Here is a 15,043-nt window from a genome sequence, read left to right as displayed (position 1 = left end):
CGGGGCGTGCTCAGAAGGGAAATCCGAAGGTCTGGCGGGTGAGGCGCAAAAAGGATGCGCCTGTCATGGATTTCTCATAGGCGCGATCCATCCGCAGGGCAATGCGGACAAAGTGCCGATCCGACGAAAGTGGCAGGCTCAGCGCCAGCCGCGGCCTTCGAGCAGGGCCTTGAGGATCAGCGTCACGAGCGCGATGAAGGCGAGCGTGGAGGAGGCGGCGAAGGCGCCGGTGACGTTGAAATCGTTGAAGAGCTGGGAAATCTGTAGCGGCAGCGTGTTGGTCTGGCCGCGGATGGAACCCGAAACGACCGACACCGCGCCGAATTCGCCCATGACCCGGGCGTTGCAGAGCACCGCCCCATAGAGCAGGGCCCAGCGAATGTTTGGCAGCGTGACGTGCCAGAACATCTGCCAGCCATTGGCCCCGAGCGAGAGGGCTGCTTCCTCGTCCTCGCTGCCCTGCTGGGACATCAGCGGGATGAGCTCGCGCGCGACGAACGGCGCCGTGACGAAAAGGCTGACGAGGAAGATCGCGGTGACCGTGAACATGAGCTGGATGCCGGCCCCCTGAAGGGTCGGGCCCAGGAGCCCCTGGCCGCCATAGAGGAAGAGGTAGATGACGCCCGCAACGATCGGGCTGACCGAGAACGGGATCTCGATGATGGTGATTAGGAGGTTGCGGCCGGGAAACCGGAAGCGGGTCACCGCCCATGCCGCGCAGATGCCGAACACCATGTTGATGGGTACGACGATCAGGGCCGTGAGCACCGTGAGCCAGATGGCGTGGCGCGTATTGGGCTCGAGAATATTGGCAAAATAGGTGCCGAAACCCTCGCGCAGGGCGAAGGCGAAGATGAGCGCGACGGGCACGACGAGGACGAGTGCCGAAAGGACGAAGGCAAGCGCAATCAGCACCCGTTCCGGGCCGCTGCGCTCATGCCGGGCGGTGCGGGTCGGGTGGCTCATTTGCTGCGCTCCATGTAACGCAGCTGCCAGGCCTGGAGCAAATTGGTGAGCAGCAGCGTGAGGAACGCCGCGACGAGCAGCACGCTCGCAAGGGCCGCTGCGGCGGAGTAGTTATACTCGTCGAGCCGGATGTAGATGAGCAGCGACACGATCTCCGTCATGCCCGGCAGATTGCCCGCGATGAAGACGACGGCGCCGAATTCCCCCAGGCTGCGCGCGAAGGAGAGCACGCAGCCGGCGACGAACGCCGGCATGATGGTGGGCCAGATGACGCGCGCAAAGACCTGCCATCGCGTGGCGCCCAGGGTGCGCGCGGCTTCCTCGAGATCGACCTGCACCTCCTCGAGCACCGGCTGCACGGTGCGCACGACGAAGGGAACGGAGGTGAAGGCCATCGCGATGACGATGCCCACCTGCGTGTAATTGACCGTGAGCCCGAGCGGATTGAGGATCTGCCCGTACCAGCCATTGTTGGAAAAGAGGGTGACGAGGGTAAGGCCCGCGACTGCGGTGGGCAGGGCAAAGGGCAGGTCGACAAGCGCATCGAGGAAACGCTTGCCGGGAAACTCGTAACGCACGAGCACCCAGGCCAGAAGCAGACCGAAGACGCCATTGAAGAGCATGGCGAAGAATGCCGACCCGAAGGTGATGCGGTAGGCGGCCATGGAGCGATTGGAGGTGAGGATGCGCCAGAGCTCGTCCCATCCGAGACTCGTGGTCTTGATCAGCATCGCCACGAGCGGCAGCACCACGATTATGCCGAGATAGAGCATGGTGACGCCGAGCGTCAGCCCGAAGCCGGGCAGCAGATGCCGCGAACGTCTTTTTGAAGCGGTTGCCGCCATCGGCCCTTCCAAAGGCAAGCGGCGTGGATGGACCACGCCGCTTCAGGTGCAGGTTCGTTACGCTGCTTACTGGTTCAGGAACACCCTGTCGAGCAGGCCGCCATCGGCAAAATGCTCGGCGCTCGCCTGGTCCCAGCCGCCGAACACGTCCTCGACGGTGACGAGCCGCACTTCGGGGAAGCGATCGGCATTGGCGGCGATCACTGCCTCGTCATGGACGCGATTGTAATTGGCGGCGAGGATTTCCTGGCCCTCGGTCGAGTAGAGGAATTCGAGATAGGCCTGGGCGATCTCGGCGGATCCACGCGCCTCGGCGACGCGATCGACGACCGCGACCGGGAATTCGGCGAGGAGGCTGACGCTCGGCACCACGGCCTCGTAATTGCCCTGCGGGCTCAGCTGGCGAATGCCCTGAACTTCGGCTTCGAAGGTGATGAGCACGTCGCCCAGCTCGCGCTCGACGAAGGCCGTCGTCGCGCCGCGGCCGCCGGTTTCGAAGACGGGAACGTTGTTGAAGAGCTTGATGAGGAAATCCTCGACCTGCGCCTCGTCGCCGCCAAAGGCCTCCTCGGCATAGGCGCGGGCGGCGAGATAGGTGTAGCGCGCATTGCCCGAGGTCTTGGGATTGGGGAAGATCACCCGCACGTCTTCACGCACCAGATCGTCCCAGTCCTCGATGCCCTTGGGATTGCCTTCGCGCACGAGGAAGGCGGGTAGCGAGTAATAGGGCGAGGCGTTGTTTGGGAACTCGGACTGCCAGTCTTCCGAAACGAAGCCCTCACGCGCGAGGAGGTTGATGTCGGTCACCTGGTTGAAGGTGACGAGATCGGCCTGAAGACCCTCGAGAATGCTGCGCGCCTGGGCCGAGGAGCCGGCATGCGACTGGTTGACGGTGAGCGTCGTGCCGGTCTGCTCTGCATAATGGGGAATGAAGGCGGCGTTGACCTGCTCGTAGAGCTCGCGACCGATGTCGTAGGAGACGTTGAGGATATCGGTCGGCTGGGCGGCAACGGGCGCCGCGCCGAGGGTGAAGGCCGCGAGTGCAGCAAGGGCGAGTTTGTTCATGGTCTTCTCCGGAGACGCCCTGAGGCGCTGATGGGCAATGTCGAGCGCAAGGATAGACATTTGCGCCGAGATTCCAGCCGCCCCGATGAGATATGTCATTCAAGTGCTTGGCCGAACGTGGAAAGCTGTTTCGCGCGGGCGGCAGACCGCGCATCACCATTTCAGGACGGTCCCAGAGAGATGATGAAGGGTGTCGCCGGAACACGAAAAAGCCGGCCCGATCGAAGCGATCGGCGCCGGCTGCAGCAGGTTCGGGCAACCCTCTCAGGCGCGGGCTGCGGTATAGCGTTCGATCACCGTGCGGCCCGGAATGGTGATGAGATAGGTGTCGGCCATTGCATCCACCCAGCCCTTCTGCACGAGCGGTTCCACCGCATCGCGCGAGAGGGCGGAGGCCTTGCCCAGATCGATCATCCTCAGCCGGTCGAGATCGGTGTCCATGACCCCTTCAAGCACTTTGTCCGCAAACGCTCTCATCTGCCGTCTCACTCAAATCGATGGGGATGTGCCGGTGCCTCGGGGGCGCGGGCATTCCTCAACGGTTGATGGTCCGGGGCAGTTCCGGCGTCATCGCAATGGTAAGACGCTTACATTGCGGACGGTGATCCGCCGGAGGCGCGGTTGCGTAATCGCGACACGCGCAGGAGGCGCGTGATCATGCCCAGATATTTCTTCTGTGTCCGGAACGGGGACGACTTCTTCGAGGACTTCGAGGGCGACGAACTTGCGGACGAGGCGGCCGCGAAGGTCGAGGCGGCCGCGGTCGCAGCGGATCTCGCGCGGCACGGATTTTTCGCGCGGCCGCCGTCGCGGGCCCGCGCGCTGGTCGAGGTGTTCGACGAGGGGAGCAGGATGCTCTGCTCGCAGCCCGTCTATGACGAGACCCCGACGCTCAACTGACCCCAGTCACCGCCGGCCCGGCAGCATGCGCTGGAAGACGCCATCGCGCTTGATGGCGAGATGGTAGAGCGCTGCCCCGACATGAAGAAGCACCAGCAGGACGAGCGGGAAGCGCACCGCGCTGTGGATGGCGTGGGCGCGATCCGAGAGCGCTTCGTTCTCCCCGACGAGACGGGGAAAGCCGATGGCGTTCAGCCCCTCGATCGGGAAGCCCCCGGCAATGACGTAGATGTAGCCCGAGACGCCCATGACGATCACGAGCAGATAGAGCCCGTAATGGGTGAAGGCGGCGATGAGCCTTTGCGCGCGCGGCATGGATGCGGGGAAAGGCGGTGGCGGATTGAACGCCCGGAAGGCAATCCGCACGGCCACCAGCAAGAGAAGCACGACCCCGATGTTCTTGTGATAGAGGAAGAGCCGGTCCTGCAGATCGCGGGGCAGCCCCTCCTGCGCCATGATGATGCCGACCGGGATGGTGGTGAGGATGAAGAGCGCCATCAGCCAGTGCAGGAAGATGGCGACGGCATGGTACCGTCCTGCTTGATCCGTGCGCGACATGTCACCGTTTCTCCACTGGGCCGATCCAATCAGCTTAACGTGTGTGAAGCCTTTGTGACATCCGCTTGACACTCTGGTGAAACACTTGTCTCGTCCGGCCATGGAAACAGTCGAAATTCCCCATGCGCCGGACGATGGCGCCATCCGATCCGCGTGGACGATCCGCCCCGTGACCCTGCGCTTTCTCGGAGCGGGGACGGTGTTCCTGCTGTTCGGGCTCGTGCCCGCGAGCCTTTATCTGGCGAGCGGCAACGGGTTCGGGCCGTGGGCGGCGGCAGGGTTCTATCTCGCGATGGTGATCGTTGCGGCGCGCGCGCTCGAGAAGGGCTATCCGCATGCGCGGCTTGGCGTCTGCAATCTCATCACTCTCTTCAGGGCCGCGCTCATCGGCAGCTTTGCAATTCCCGTGCTCTGGCCGGCGGGGCTTTCGGACCCGCGCCATGCCTGGCTGATCCTCGCGATCGCCGTCTTCACCCTCGCGCTCGATGGCGTGGACGGGTATTTCGCCCGCAAGGAAAAGCTGGTTTCGAGCTTCGGGGCGCGGTTCGACATGGAGGTCGACGCGGTCTTCGCGCTGGCGCTCGCCATCATCGCCTTTCATCTCGACAAGGCCGGGCCCTGGGTGATCCTGCTCGGGTTCGCGCGCTACATGTTCGTCGCCGCCACCTATGTCTGGCCCTGGCTCGACGGGCCATTGCCCGAGCGGTTCTCGCGCAAGCTGGTCTGCGTCATCCAGATCGGCGTGCTCATTGCCATGATGGCGCCGATCGTCACCCCGCCGGTCTCATATGGGCTCGCTGCGATCGCGACGGTGCTCCTCATCTGGTCGTTCGGCGTCGATATCGTCTGGCGCAAGCGGAACCGCGCATGAGGATCAGTTTCGGCCGGATCGCCGGGCTCGTCCTGGCGACCCTGATCCTTCATCTCGTCCTCATCCAGCCCAACCATCCTGCCGCGATGACGTGGCAGGCACTGCTGCTGTTCCCGCTCGAACTGCCCTTCATCCTGCTGCTGCTGCTCGCGCTGCCCCCGGGGCGAGGCTGGACGCAGGCGGTGCGTGCGGTGCTCGTCCTCTTCCTCGTCGTCGTCGCGGTCCTGAAGGTCGCCGACTACGCGCTTTTCGTCGCGTTCAACCGGGCCTTCAATCCCCTCGTCGACATCAACCTGATCGAAGCGGGTGTGCGGCTGCTCGCGGGCAGCATCGGGCAGGTGCCCACCGCCTTCGTCGTGATCGGGGCGCTGGCGGCGCCTTTCCTGCTCGCCTGGGCGCTCTGGTGGGCGACGGGGCGATGGGCGGCCATCCGCCTGCCGCTGCCCGCGGGCGCGGCGGCCGGGCTCGGCGCAGTCCTCATGCTGGGGATCATCGTCGCCGAGATCGGCACCGTGCGCGGCTTCTGGCGCATGCCGTTCGATCCGCCCGGCACCGCATTCACCGGTCGCGTCGCGCTCGAGCGGGCGACGGCCTATGGCAATCTCTACCGGCAGCTCGCCGCCTTTCGGGAGGCCGCCGAGAACGACCCCTTCGCCGGCATGACGGGGCTCTTCGACCGGCTCGAGGGGCGCGACGTGGTGATCGTCTTCGTCGAGAGCTACGGCCGGACGAGCTTCGACAACCCCCTTTACGCGCCAACCCACATGGCGACGCTCGAAGCCGGGCAGGCCCGGCTGGCGCAGGCGGGGCTCGCCATGCGGTCGGGCTGGCTGACCTCGCCGATCTCGGGCGGGCAGAGCTGGCTCGCCCACGGCACCCTGGCCTCCGGACTGACGACGGGCAACCAGGCGCTCTACACCGCAATGCTCGCCAGCTCGCGCAAGACCCTGTTCGATCTTGCCGCCGATGAAGGCTATACCACCGCCGCGATCATGCCGGCGATCGTGCTGCCCTGGCCCGAGGCAAGCCTGCTCGGCTTCCGCGAGGTCTATCCTGCGGCCGAACTCGGCTATCGCGGCGAACCCTTCAACTGGGTGACGATGCCCGACCAGTATACGCTGAGCGCCTTCGATCGGCTGCTGCCGCCCGATGACGAGCGGCGCCTCTTTGCCCAGATCGCGCTCATCTCCTCGCATGCGCCCTGGGTGCCGGTGCCCGATCGGGTGGACTGGGACGCGGTCGGCGACGGCACGATCTTCAACGAGATGGCGCTGGCCGGCGACCCGCCCTCGGTGGTCTGGCGCGACCAGGACCGGGTGCGCGAGCAGTACCGGCTCTCGGTCGACTATTCGCTCGAGATCCTGATCGACTATATCGGCCGCACCGGTCGCCGCGACGGGACGGTCTTCATCGTGCTGGGGGACCACCCGCCCGCCATGTTCGTGAGCCAGATCGAGAGCTTCGACGTCCCGATCCACATCATCGGCCCGAGCGCACTCGTCGATCCGGTCGCGCCCTGGGGGTGGACCGAGGGGCTGATACCAGACCCGGCACTGCCCGCCGAGCCCATGGAGACCTTCCGCAACAGGTTCGTGGGCGCCTATACGAGCGGCGCGGAGGCTGCCGGGCAGCCATGATGAAAGCGCTGTTCTCACGCCTGCGCGGCCGGCGCATTCCGGTATTCGTCCGTGTGCTGGTGCCCGTCATCGTCATCGCGCTCGTCTGGACCCTTGCGGACGCCGACGATGCGCTCGCGCGGCTCGGCGCGGTCTCCTGGGGGTGGATCGCGCTTGCCTTCCTCGCGCTCAATCTGCAGATCGTGCTTTCGGCCCTGAGGTGGCGGATGGTGTCCCAAAGCCTCGGCGTGCCCCTTTCGCGTCGCGACTCGGTGGCCGAATACTATCTCGCGCAATTGGTGAACCAGACCGTGCCCGGCGGTGTGGTGGGCGATGCGGCCCGCGCGGTGAGGGCGCGGCATGCTGCGGGGCTCGGCCGGGCGACGCAGGGCGTGGTGATCGAAAGAATGGCCGGCCAGATCGCCCTCTGGAGCGTGCTCACCATCGGGCTCGTCGTCTCGCTCGTCATGCCCGGCGGCATCGTCTGGCCGGTGGAGCCCGGGCTGATCGGGCTCATGGGTTTTGCGGTGCTTGCCCCGGTCGGGCTCTATTTTCTTCTGCGCGGCGGGCGCACCGGCGTGCTGGCGCGGTTCGGCGAGGCAGTGAAGCTTGCGCTGATCGCGCCCGAACTGCGCTGGAAGCAGATCGGGATCAGCCTCGCCATCGTCGCTTGCAACCTGCTCGGCTTCGCCTTTGCCGCGGAGGCCACGGCAACGACGCTGTCGGCCGAGGCGGTGGTGACGCTGGTGCCGCTGATCCTCACCGCCATGCTGATCCCCGCGACAGTCGCCGGCTGGGGCTTCCGCGAAGGGGCGGCGGCAGCGCTCTTTCCCCTCGCGGGCGCCAGTGCGGCAGCAGGACTTGCCGCAAGCCTCGCCTTCGGGCTCGTGGTGTTGGCGGCGAGCCTGCCTGGCGTCTTCGTGATCCTGCGCCGACGGCGCGTGCCGGTCGCGACGGGCTAGCCCTTTACCGCTCCCGCGGTCAGCGCCGACACGATCAGCCTTTGCAGCAGCATGAAGGCGAGGATCGCCGGGACCACGGCGATCAGGCAGGCGGCGGCGAGCAGATGCGTCGTCGTTGCGGTGGTGCTGCCGGCATAATTGTAGATCGCCACTGAGATCGGCCACTGGTCGTCATCGGTCAGCATGATGAAGGGCACGAGGAACTGCGACCAGTTGAAGATCACGTTGAGGATGAAGGCCGAGGCGAGGCCGGGCGCGGCCAGGGGCAGGGTGACGCGCCAGAAGGTCTCGAACCGGTTGTAGCCATCGATCGCCGCGGCCTCGTCGAGCACGATCGGCACCGCATCGAACGCGTTCTTGACGAGCCAGACGGTGAGCGGGATGCCGATGGCGATATAGATCGCGGTCACCCCCAGATGGGTCTCGAGCAAGCCGAGCCACGCCATGTAGCGGTAGAGGGGGATGAGGATGACGAGGCCCGACACCATCTGGACGGCGAGGATGCCCATCATTGCCGCGCCGCGGCCGCGGAAGCTGAATCGCGAGAACGCATAGGCGGCGGGCGCCGCGACGATGAGCGCCCCGAACGCGCCGAGCACGGAGAGCTTCAGCCCGTTGCCCAGATAGGTGAGAAAGCCCGAGCCCGTCAGCACCTGCCAGAAATTGGCCAGCGTCGGATTTTCAGGAATGAAACGGGACGCCCCGAAAAAGATCTCCTGCGGGGTGCGGATGGCGAGCGAAACGAGCCAGACGATCGGCACGAGAAAGAATCCGGCAATCGGGATGGCGACGAGATAGGTCGCGATATTGCCCAGGCGATTGGCGCGGCCTTCTATCATCGGATAGCCTCCGGCCGGGGCAGGAAGAGCGCATAGACGCAGGCAAGGCCGAGCGAAATCAGCAGCATCAGCATCGACAGCGCGCTGCCGCCGGCAAGGTCGTAGCTGTAAAAGACGGTGTTGTAGGTAAAGAGCGACAGCACTTCGGTGGCACGCCCTGGACCGCCACCGGTGAGCGAAATGATCGCGTCGAAGGTGTTGAGCGTCTGGATGGTGACGAGGATGGCGTTGACGATGAGCGCCGCGCGCAATTGCGGCAGCGTGATGAACCACAAGCGTTCCCAGGGCCGCGCGCCATCGACCGCAGCCGCCTCGTAGAGCACCGGATCGATCGACTTGATCGCGGCATAGAGCACGATCATCGAGAAGGCCGTGCCCTGCCAGACATTGGCGATGATGGTCGAGATCATCGCATTGGCGGGGTTGGAGAGCCATGCGACGGGCGGGATGTCGAGGAGCCTCAGCGCGCTGTTGATCGCGCCATAGGGTGCCTCGTTGAAGAGCATCGACCAGATAATGCCGTTGGCGACCCCGGGGATCACCCAGGCGGTGAGGACGATGGTGCGGAGCGCCAGCATGCCCGGCAGCCGATTGCGCTCACCTCTTACGACGAGGAGGGCGATGGCGAGCCCCAGCAGCACCTGACCGATGACGCTTGCGCCGGTAAAGACCGCAGTGTTGCGCAGCACCGTGCCGAGCGCCGGATTTGCGAGCATCGCAAGGATCGAGCGCGTGGTGTAGGTCTCCTCGCGCCCGATCAGCGAGGCGTTGGTGAAGGCGAGGCGGAGCGCGTCGAGGATCGGGTAGAGATAGAAGACGCCGATCATCAGTAGGACCGGCAGCAGCCAGGGCAGGGGGCCCGAAAGCGGGGATGCCCGGCGGGTGGGGCTCTGGCGCAGGGCCGCGCCGCTCAGCTTGTTCAACGCTCGGCCTCGGATGTCGAATACGGCGCCCGGGACATATCATCCCGGACGCCGCTGGAAGGGCTAGAGCCGATCATAGGCCGCGATCAGGGCCGCTGCAGCATCGTCGAGGGCCTGCTCGGGCTCCTTGGACTGGGAGAGGACTTCCCCGAGCAGCACCTGGATCTGGGTCGAGATCTCCGGGTAGAAGGGCACGCCGGGACGGGCCTGGCCGTTCTCGAGCGCCGCTGCGAAGACGCCGAATTCTGCGCCGGCGAACTCGTCATACTCATCGTAAAGCGCCGCCGAGGTCGGCAGGAGGCGCTGGAAGGCGTTGCCGGGGCCGGCATAGAGCTTGGCGATCCCTGCGCAGATCTCGACCTTTGCCGGATCGTCGGTGAGTGCGGCAATGGCCCAGCCGCCCGTGCCGGTCGCCCGTTCTTCGGCCGTGGGGCCGGGGAGCTCGGAGACTTCCCATTTGGCGGCCTCTTCGGGAGGCAGGGTCGACTGGAGCTGGGCGTACTGCCAGTTGCCGCCGATGAAGAGGGCGGTCGTTCCGGCCGCAGCCGAGGCGGTGATGTCGTCATAGGTGGTGATGGTCGTCACCCGCTGCGGGGCGGCGCCGGATTCAACGAGTCCGTCGACGAATTCGAGCGCGCGCAGGAATTTCTCGCGGTTCTCGCCCTCATGGAAGATCGGCCGGCCGTTCTCGTCGACGAGTTCGCCGCCCTGCGCCCAGAAGAAGGCCATCCAGTCGAACGCGGTGCCCTCGGTGCGCCCGCCATTGAAGAGGATGCCCTCGAGGCCCTGCTCGACGGTGGCGAGCGCTGCAGCCTCAGTTTCCTCCCAGGTCTGCGGCGCTTCGGGGACGTATTCGGTATTGCGGTAGAGCACGCGCAGATCGGTGAACCACCAGAGCGCGAGCAGATTGCCTTCCTCGTCGCTCACGCCATCGCGCACGAAGGGAAAGAGATCGGCGATCTCGGCCTCGGTGAAGAAGTCGTTCATCGGCGCGAGGACGCCGGCCTGCTTGAACGTCGCGAGCTGGGCAGAATCGATCATCGCGCAATCGGGCCCGCGGCCGGCCTGGGACTGTTCGAGGATACGGGCCTGTTCCTCGTTGAGGTTGCCGGTCTGCAGCTGAGTGTCGATCCGCCAGCCCGGATGCTGCTGGATGAAATCGGTAAAGAGCTCGGCAAAGCCTTCGGCGGTGGCCGGATCGGCGCTGTAGAGATCGTAGGCGGTGAGCCGGAAGGTGAGGACGTTCTCGGCGTCCGCGGGCCCGACGCGATCGCGCGTCACGAGGCTCTCCTGGGCGAATGCGGGCAGCGCGATGAGGGAAAGGGCCGTGGCCCCGAGGCAGTTTGCAATGAGGCTCGTCTTGGATGGGCGCGCCATTGTGTCGTCTCCGTTCAGCATGTCGGGGAAGGGCGGATCCCGCAAGGCGCGGGGCGGATTGGGAAAAACGCGGCTGGACGCCGAGCGCTCAGTTCCATGGCACTACGGCTCCCGTATCGGGTCGGATCAGGTGCATCATGGCCGGGTCGAGCCCGAGCGCGATGGGTTCGCCCGCGCGCGGGGCGCGGTCGGGTGAAAGCCGGGCGCAGCCCGAGGCCCCCGGCGCATCGAAATAGACGAGGGTTTCGACGCCGAGGGGCTCGACGAGCCGTGTGGTGGCCGCCAGATGAGGCGTCTCGCCTCGCGGGACGATCGCGAGCGCCTCGGGGCGCAGCCCGAGCGTCAGCTTCTCGCCTACGATCGGACCATAGGCCGCTCGGCGCTCGGGCGGGATGGTGAGCGCAGGCCCGGCATCCATGCGGAAAGCGAGGCCGTCGCCCTCGGCGACGAGGCGGCCATCAAAGAAGTTCATCGCCGGCGATCCAATGAACTCGGCGACGAAACGCGTCCGTGGATTGCGATAGACCTCGAGGGGCGGCCCGACCTGCTCGATCGCGCCATCCTTCATCACCACGACGCGGTCGGCCATGGTCATGGCCTCGACCTGGTCGTGCGTGACGTAGATGGTGGTCGTCGGCACCTCCTGATGGAGGCGCTTGATCTCGGTGCGCATCTGGGTGCGCAGGCGGGCGTCGAGATTGGAGAGCGGCTCGTCGAAGAGGAAGACCTTGGGGCGACGGACGATGGCGCGGCCCATCGCCACCCGTTGGCGCTGGCCGCCCGAGAGCGCACCGGGACGGCGCTTCAGCAGAGGCTCGATCTCGAGAAGGCGCGCGGCGTCCGCGACGGCCTCGCGCACCTGCTGGCGGGAGAGATTGCGCCGGCGCAGCCCGAACGCGATGTTCTGCCCGACCGTCATGTGGGGATAGAGCGCGTAGTTCTGGAACACCATGGCGACGTCCCGCTCGCCGGGGGGCAGGGCATTGACCACCCGGTCGCCGATGCGCAGTTCGCCCGAACTGATCGTCTCGAGCCCGGCGATCATCCGGAGCGTGGTCGACTTTCCGCAGCCGGAGGGGCCGACGAGCACGACGAACTCGTGCTCGGCGATCTCGAGATCGATCCCGCGCACCGCCTCCTGGCCGTCATAGGATTTGCCGAGGCCCCTGAGGCTGACTGGTGCCATGATAGTCCGTTCCTTGCCGTTCGCGGGCACGGTCGCGCGCAAGCCGGACGATAGACCGCCCGGCAGCGCTTGTCTTTCGCGCTTTGTGCGAAATTCATCATAGCGTCACGGAACCTTTTGCGGCCGTAACGGGTTCGCGAGCGTTTCCGCTTAGGCCGTGACGCGCAGCAGGGTCAGGAGCTCGGGGTCGCCCGAGGCAAAACCGATCCGCTGGTGCAGCGTCTCCGGCTCGATCTCAAGCACGCGCCTCGCCCCGAAGAACGATGCGCCCCCGGCATTTGCGACGAGCAGCGCGATGGGGTTGCATTCGTAAAGGAGGCGCAGCTTGCCATTGGGCTTGTCGACCTGCCCCGGATAGAGAAACACCCCGCCCTGGTGCAGCATGCGATGGATGTCGGCCACCATCGAGCCCACCCAGCGCTGGTTGTGCGTGCCCCCGTCGAGGCAGGCGCGCGCGGCCTCCGATATCGGCGTGGCCCAGCGCGCGAGATTGGAAAGGTTGGCGCCGATCATCGGCGTGCCGCCGGGCATGACGATCCGCTCATGGGTGAGGATGAAGGTTTCGGTGGCCGGATCGAGGGTAAACTGCAGGGTTTTGCCGCCCAGGGCCAGCATGAGGCAGGTCTGCGGGCCATAGGAGACGTAGCCCGAGGCGAGCTGATTGCGGCCCGGCTGGAGGAAGGCATCGTCTCCCGCCTCGCCGCCCCTATGGGGCAGGACGGAGAAGATGGTGCCGATGGTGACGTTGACGTCGATATTGCTCGATCCGTCCAGCGGATCGAACGCGACGAGGAAGGGCGCATCGGGGCGTTCAAAGCCGACCGCGTGATCTTCTTCCTCAGACGCGATGGCGGCAATCGCGGCATTGGCGCCGAGCCGGGCCTTGCAGATCTCGTTGGAGAGGACGTCGAGCTTTTTCTGCGTCTCGCCCTGGACGTTCACCGCCCCCGCTTCACCGAGAGCGCCGGAAAGTGCGCCCCCGCGCACGAGCCGCGAAATCTCGACGCAGGCCGACGCGACATCGAGAATGACCGAGGCAAGGCGCGCCTCGCTGTCCTTAGCCAGCCAGTCCCCAAGGTTGATCCTACTCATCCCCGACCCCTTTCAAACCCTTAGATCTTGCCGCCACGTGCCATGAAAGCCGCGCGGGAGGCAATCGGCGATTGGGAGGGGTTGCGCAAGCGCTTGGGGCGGACCGGCCTACCCGGCGATGAGGTCGCGCACCACGCCGATCGACGCAAAGGAGACCCAGAGCGCCACGAGACCGAGAGCGACGCCCGCCCAACGCGACCGGCGCGCGGTGCGCAGGGCGAGCACGATGGCAAGGACGATGACGACGCCATTGCCGACGAGCGTGCACCAGAGAAGGCTGATGCCCAGGGCCGAGGAGAGCCCTACCGTGTAGTAGATGTAGAGCGCGCAGAGCGTCGCGAGCCCGAGGATCCAGGCGCCGAGCGCGCGGTCTGCGGGCGGCCGCGTCACCACCCAGCGGGCGTAGCCCATCAGTGGAAAGAGGACGAACCAGACCGAAATGACGAACCAGCCCGGTGGCGAGGAGGGGATGTCGTTGTCTTCGAAGCTGATGCCGAAAAGGGGCGCCGGCAGCGTGATCGCCAGTTGCAGGAGAAGAAATCCTGCCATGTTGAGAAAGAGCCTCATCGCGCGCTCCGCGGCTTGATCTCCCTCAACGCAGGCCTATCGCATTCGGATCAATGGATATTTGCCTGACCCGGGCCGTGCCGTGCAGGACGGATCGGGCGCGATGTGCATAATGGAGCACCGCGGTCCGAACGTCGCAGCGGCGGCGTGGGCGTTGAAGCGACTGACCAGAGGCGGCCATGGCATCGCCGGCATCGGAACTGAAAATGAAGCCAAAGCCCCGCCGCCGGCGGCGCTGGGGGATGGTCGTGCTCACGCTCGTGCTTCTGGCGGCGGGGGCCTATCTTGCCATCGCCCAGCCATGGTCGACCCCGCCGGCGCGGGTCATCGTCGAGGCAGTGGCGCTCGGACCCGTTGCGCAGGTGCTGGCGGTCAACGGCCGGGTGGCCGCGCGAGAGGCCGTGCGCATCCGCTCCTCGGTCACCGCGCAGGCAATCGAGGTGGCGGTGGATGAGGGCGAGAGCGTTGCGGCGGGCGATCTGCTGGTCCGGCTCGACACGAGCCAGCCCCGCGCGCAGGTCGATCAGGCCCGCGCCGCGCTCGATGCGGGGCTGGTGCGCCAGCAACAGGCCGAAGCGGCTGCCGAGCGCGCCCGGGCGCTGGGCGAGAACGTCACCCGCGTCGCACGCGAAGAGGCCGAACTCGCGCTCGTCAATGCCGGCAATGAAGTTGCGCGGCTGCGTGCGGCGCTCGACCAGGCCGAAAGCCAGCTCGCGCTTTATACGCTGACCGCGCCGCTCGCCGGCGTCGTGCTCGACCGGGCCGTCGACCGTGGCCAGCTCGTCGATCCGCAGAGCGCGCTTTTTACCGTCGCCGATCTTGGCCATCTCGTGGTCGAGACGGACGTGGACGAAATCTACTCTGCCCGCATGCAGAACGGCCTTCGTGCACTGTTGCGTCCGGCAGGGTCTTCAGTGCCGCAGAACGGCACGGTGATCTTTGCGGCCCCTACCGTGGATCCGGCGACAGGCGGCCGCACGATCAAGATCGCCTTCGACGCCCCTGTCGATCTGCCGGTGGGGCTCACCGTCAATGCCAACATCATCGTCTCCGAAACCGAATCCGCGCTTTCGGTGCCGCGGGGCGCCATCCTGACCGAAGGTACCGGCAGTCATGTGCTGCTGGTCGAGGACGGGTTGGCGGTCCTCCGCGCGGTCGAGTTCCTCGACTGGCCTGCCGAGCGCGTGATGGTGACCGACGGCCTCGCCGTCGGCGACCGGGTGATCCTCGAGCCTGACGGGGTCGAGCCCGAGCAGGCCGTGGAGGTGGACTGAGC

Annotated in this window: 16 protein-coding genes; 5 read left to right on the top strand and 11 right to left on the bottom strand. The window is 66.3% G+C overall.

The window, feature by feature from the left end; genetic code table 11:
• Positions 1-138 precede the first annotated feature (138 nt).
• The 4 genes from cysW to EMQ25_RS18125 all read right to left on the bottom strand — a co-directional run bounded on the left by cysW (position 139) and on the right by EMQ25_RS18125 (position 3,317).
• The gene (gene cysW, locus EMQ25_RS16510; RefSeq protein ID WP_127189710.1) at positions 139-966 is read right to left on the bottom strand and encodes a sulfate ABC transporter permease subunit CysW; all 828 of its coding nucleotides are present in this window, start codon (positions 964-966) and stop codon (positions 139-141) included.
• Positions 963-1,811, bottom strand: a complete 849-nt coding sequence (cysT, locus tag EMQ25_RS16505; RefSeq protein ID WP_127189709.1) for a sulfate ABC transporter permease subunit CysT — start codon at positions 1,809-1,811, stop codon at positions 963-965. The genes cysW and cysT overlap by 4 nt, the downstream gene beginning before the upstream one ends.
• A 66-nt stretch (positions 1,812-1,877) precedes the next feature.
• Positions 1,878-2,876, bottom strand: a complete 999-nt coding sequence (locus tag EMQ25_RS16500; RefSeq protein ID WP_127189708.1) for a sulfate ABC transporter substrate-binding protein — start codon at positions 2,874-2,876, stop codon at positions 1,878-1,880.
• Positions 2,877-3,140: 264 nt separating this feature from the next.
• Positions 3,141-3,317, bottom strand: coding sequence for a hypothetical protein (locus EMQ25_RS18125; RefSeq protein WP_158626120.1), 177 nt, complete (start codon positions 3,315-3,317; stop codon positions 3,141-3,143).
• A 216-nt stretch (positions 3,318-3,533) separates the two neighbouring features.
• On the opposite strand from EMQ25_RS18125, the gene EMQ25_RS16495 reads away from it, so the two are divergent.
• The gene (locus EMQ25_RS16495) at positions 3,534-3,776 is read left to right on the top strand and encodes a DUF6894 family protein (protein WP_127189707.1); all 243 of its coding nucleotides are present in this window, start codon (positions 3,534-3,536) and stop codon (positions 3,774-3,776) included.
• Between the two features lie 6 nt (positions 3,777-3,782).
• Here the strand turns inward: EMQ25_RS16495 and EMQ25_RS16490 are convergent, their stop codons facing one another.
• Entirely contained in the window at positions 3,783-4,334 is a 552-nt protein-coding gene (locus tag EMQ25_RS16490) for a cytochrome b (RefSeq protein ID WP_127189706.1), read from the bottom strand.
• A gap of 100 nt (positions 4,335-4,434) precedes the next feature.
• Between EMQ25_RS16490 and EMQ25_RS16485 the strand changes: the two genes are divergently transcribed.
• The 3 genes from EMQ25_RS16485 to EMQ25_RS16475 are packed head-to-tail and all read left to right on the top strand — an operon-like array spanning position 4,435 to position 7,783.
• On the top strand, positions 4,435-5,205 hold the full coding sequence (locus EMQ25_RS16485) for a CDP-alcohol phosphatidyltransferase family protein (RefSeq protein WP_127189705.1): 771 nt from the start codon (positions 4,435-4,437) through the stop codon (positions 5,203-5,205).
• Positions 5,202-6,842, top strand: coding sequence for a sulfatase-like hydrolase/transferase (locus EMQ25_RS16480; RefSeq protein WP_192895686.1), 1,641 nt, complete (start codon positions 5,202-5,204; stop codon positions 6,840-6,842). The genes EMQ25_RS16485 and EMQ25_RS16480 overlap by 4 nt, the downstream gene beginning before the upstream one ends.
• Complete coding sequence (locus EMQ25_RS16475) at positions 6,839-7,783, top strand: lysylphosphatidylglycerol synthase transmembrane domain-containing protein (protein ID WP_127189704.1); 945 nt, start codon at positions 6,839-6,841, stop codon at positions 7,781-7,783. The genes EMQ25_RS16480 and EMQ25_RS16475 overlap by 4 nt, the downstream gene beginning before the upstream one ends.
• On the opposite strand, the gene EMQ25_RS16470 is transcribed toward EMQ25_RS16475, so the two are convergent.
• The 6 genes from EMQ25_RS16470 to EMQ25_RS16445 form a co-directional block, all read right to left on the bottom strand.
• Positions 7,780-8,619 carry a carbohydrate ABC transporter permease gene (locus tag EMQ25_RS16470; RefSeq protein WP_425290251.1) on the bottom strand — a complete coding sequence of 280 codons (840 nt, stop codon included), beginning with the start codon at positions 8,617-8,619 and terminating at the stop codon, positions 7,780-7,782. The genes EMQ25_RS16475 and EMQ25_RS16470 overlap by 4 nt on opposite strands.
• Positions 8,619-9,449 carry a carbohydrate ABC transporter permease gene (locus EMQ25_RS16465; RefSeq protein ID WP_127189766.1) on the bottom strand — a complete coding sequence of 277 codons (831 nt, stop codon included), beginning with the start codon at positions 9,447-9,449 and terminating at the stop codon, positions 8,619-8,621. The genes EMQ25_RS16470 and EMQ25_RS16465 overlap by 1 nt, the downstream gene beginning before the upstream one ends.
• Before the next feature lie 159 nt (positions 9,450-9,608).
• On the bottom strand, positions 9,609-10,922 hold the full coding sequence (locus EMQ25_RS16460; protein WP_127189702.1) for an extracellular solute-binding protein: 1,314 nt from the start codon (positions 10,920-10,922) through the stop codon (positions 9,609-9,611).
• Positions 10,923-11,010: 88 nt separating this feature from the next.
• On the bottom strand, positions 11,011-12,108 hold the full coding sequence (locus EMQ25_RS16455) for an ABC transporter ATP-binding protein (protein ID WP_127189701.1): 1,098 nt from the start codon (positions 12,106-12,108) through the stop codon (positions 11,011-11,013).
• A 150-nt stretch (positions 12,109-12,258) separates the two neighbouring features.
• Positions 12,259-13,200 (bottom strand): class 1 fructose-bisphosphatase, encoded by a 942-nt coding sequence (locus tag EMQ25_RS16450; RefSeq protein WP_127189700.1) that lies wholly within the window; start codon positions 13,198-13,200, stop codon positions 12,259-12,261.
• Between the two features lie 108 nt (positions 13,201-13,308).
• A complete protein-coding gene (locus EMQ25_RS16445) occupies positions 13,309-13,767 on the bottom strand; it encodes a tryptophan-rich sensory protein (protein WP_127189699.1) in 459 nt (152 codons plus the stop codon).
• 206 nt (positions 13,768-13,973) lie between these two features.
• Between EMQ25_RS16445 and EMQ25_RS16440 the strand changes: the two genes are divergently transcribed.
• Complete coding sequence (locus tag EMQ25_RS16440) at positions 13,974-15,041, top strand: efflux RND transporter periplasmic adaptor subunit (RefSeq protein ID WP_158626119.1); 1,068 nt, start codon at positions 13,974-13,976, stop codon at positions 15,039-15,041.
• Positions 15,042-15,043: the final 2 nt, after the last annotated feature.

The sequence above is a fragment of the Arsenicitalea aurantiaca genome, assembly GCF_003994485.1.
GTDB lineage: Bacteria > Pseudomonadota > Alphaproteobacteria > Rhizobiales > Devosiaceae > Arsenicitalea > Arsenicitalea aurantiaca.
This window is presented reverse-complemented; position numbering and strand designations above follow the sequence as displayed.

Excerpts from the sequence above, each read along its gene's own strand:
- EMQ25_RS16460 (WP_127189702.1), bottom strand. The coding sequence starts at position 10,922 with ATGGCGCGCCCATCCAAGACGAGCCTCATTGCAAACTGCCTCGGGGCC.
- EMQ25_RS16445 (WP_127189699.1), bottom strand. The coding sequence starts at position 13,767 with ATGAGGCTCTTTCTCAACATGGCAGGATTTCTTCTCCTGCAACTGGCG.
- EMQ25_RS16495 (WP_127189707.1), top strand. The coding sequence starts at position 3,534 with ATGCCCAGATATTTCTTCTGTGTCCGGAACGGGGACGACTTCTTCGAG.
- EMQ25_RS16450 (WP_127189700.1), bottom strand. The coding sequence starts at position 13,200 with ATGAGTAGGATCAACCTTGGGGACTGGCTGGCTAAGGACAGCGAGGCG.
- EMQ25_RS16475 (WP_127189704.1), top strand. The coding sequence starts at position 6,839 with ATGATGAAAGCGCTGTTCTCACGCCTGCGCGGCCGGCGCATTCCGGTA.
- EMQ25_RS16500 (WP_127189708.1), bottom strand. The coding sequence starts at position 2,876 with ATGAACAAACTCGCCCTTGCTGCACTCGCGGCCTTCACCCTCGGCGCG.
- cysW (WP_127189710.1), bottom strand. The coding sequence starts at position 966 with ATGAGCCACCCGACCCGCACCGCCCGGCATGAGCGCAGCGGCCCGGAA.
- EMQ25_RS18125 (WP_158626120.1), bottom strand. The coding sequence starts at position 3,317 with ATGGACACCGATCTCGACCGGCTGAGGATGATCGATCTGGGCAAGGCC.
- EMQ25_RS16455 (WP_127189701.1), bottom strand. The coding sequence starts at position 12,108 with ATGGCACCAGTCAGCCTCAGGGGCCTCGGCAAATCCTATGACGGCCAG.
- EMQ25_RS16490 (WP_127189706.1), bottom strand. The coding sequence starts at position 4,334 with ATGTCGCGCACGGATCAAGCAGGACGGTACCATGCCGTCGCCATCTTC.
- EMQ25_RS16480 (WP_192895686.1), top strand. The coding sequence starts at position 5,202 with ATGAGGATCAGTTTCGGCCGGATCGCCGGGCTCGTCCTGGCGACCCTG.
- EMQ25_RS16465 (WP_127189766.1), bottom strand. The coding sequence starts at position 9,449 with ATGATCGGCGTCTTCTATCTCTACCCGATCCTCGACGCGCTCCGCCTC.
- EMQ25_RS16440 (WP_158626119.1), top strand. The coding sequence starts at position 13,974 with ATGAAGCCAAAGCCCCGCCGCCGGCGGCGCTGGGGGATGGTCGTGCTC.
- EMQ25_RS16485 (WP_127189705.1), top strand. The coding sequence starts at position 4,435 with ATGGAAACAGTCGAAATTCCCCATGCGCCGGACGATGGCGCCATCCGA.
- cysT (WP_127189709.1), bottom strand. The coding sequence starts at position 1,811 with ATGGCGGCAACCGCTTCAAAAAGACGTTCGCGGCATCTGCTGCCCGGC.